1 protein-coding gene is annotated in these 234 nt (G+C 46.6%); it reads left to right on the top strand.

Annotated features, from left to right (window positions below):
- The coding region (locus ACNQO6_RS18520; RefSeq protein WP_440209923.1) for a YfdX family protein at window positions 1-234 on the top strand (234 nt) is incomplete at both ends.

Raw genomic sequence — 234 nt, 5'->3', positions numbered from 1 at the left:
AAGCCGCGATAAAAATTGCCAATGAAAAAATGGCGAAAGGGGATAAAAAGGGCGCAATGGAAGAGCTTCGCCTGGCCGGTGTTGGCGTAATGGAAAACCAATATCTGATCCCACTTAAACAGTCTCGTAATGCACTTGCTGATGCGCAGAAACTGCTTGATAAAAAGCAATACTACGAGGCAATCCTGGCGCTTAAAGGTGCGGAAGATGGAATCATCGTCGATAGCGAAGCAC

The sequence above is a fragment of the Acinetobacter calcoaceticus genome, from assembly GCF_051947995.1.
In the GTDB taxonomy this organism is placed as follows: Bacteria; Pseudomonadota; Gammaproteobacteria; order Pseudomonadales; family Moraxellaceae; genus Acinetobacter.
The sequence above is the reverse complement of the archived record's forward strand: the minus strand, read 5'-3'. Positions and strand labels throughout refer to the sequence as shown.